1 protein-coding gene is annotated in these 455 nt (G+C 62.2%); it reads left to right on the top strand.

What is annotated here, in order from left to right:
* On the top strand, nucleotides 1-455 hold a 455-nt coding region (locus KDH83_RS31610; RefSeq protein ID WP_249205484.1), incomplete at both ends, for a DUF6079 family protein.

Here is a 455-nt window from a genome sequence, read left to right as displayed (position 1 = left end):
GCCATTCGACAGGCCGAAGTTCAGCGATGCCAACCTGGCGGACGAGGTGTTCTTCCGTCTGAAGTCACCCGACGAAGACTACAAACGCTATCTGTCCCAATACGCCGCGGCACTGGATCTGGCATCCACCGCCAGCGGCGGCGCGAAGGCCGTCTACCTATCCAAAGCCCAGGACTCGCTGCGGTCCATGAGCAAGTGGCTGCAAGAAAAGCAGATGACCGCGTTCGAAGTCACCTACCAAGGCAAGACCAAGACGCTGCAGGACTGGGCCAAGGGCGTGTCCCTGCGCGAGCGGGCACGCCTGGGCCCGGAAGAACGCATCAACTTCCGCGACGTGGTGAACATCGTCTCTGGTCTGGCGCTGGGCCAGCGCTTTGCCGACATCGCGCCCGAATACCCCACGTTCTCGGTGCTGGTCACGGAAGCCAACCGCAAGCAATTGGTGGGCAACGCAC

It is taken from the genome of Achromobacter sp. Marseille-Q0513 (assembly GCF_018195695.1).
Taxonomy (GTDB): Bacteria; Pseudomonadota; Gammaproteobacteria; order Burkholderiales; family Burkholderiaceae_B; genus Achromobacter.
The sequence above is the reverse complement of the archived record's forward strand: the minus strand, read 5'-3'. Positions and strand labels throughout refer to the sequence as shown.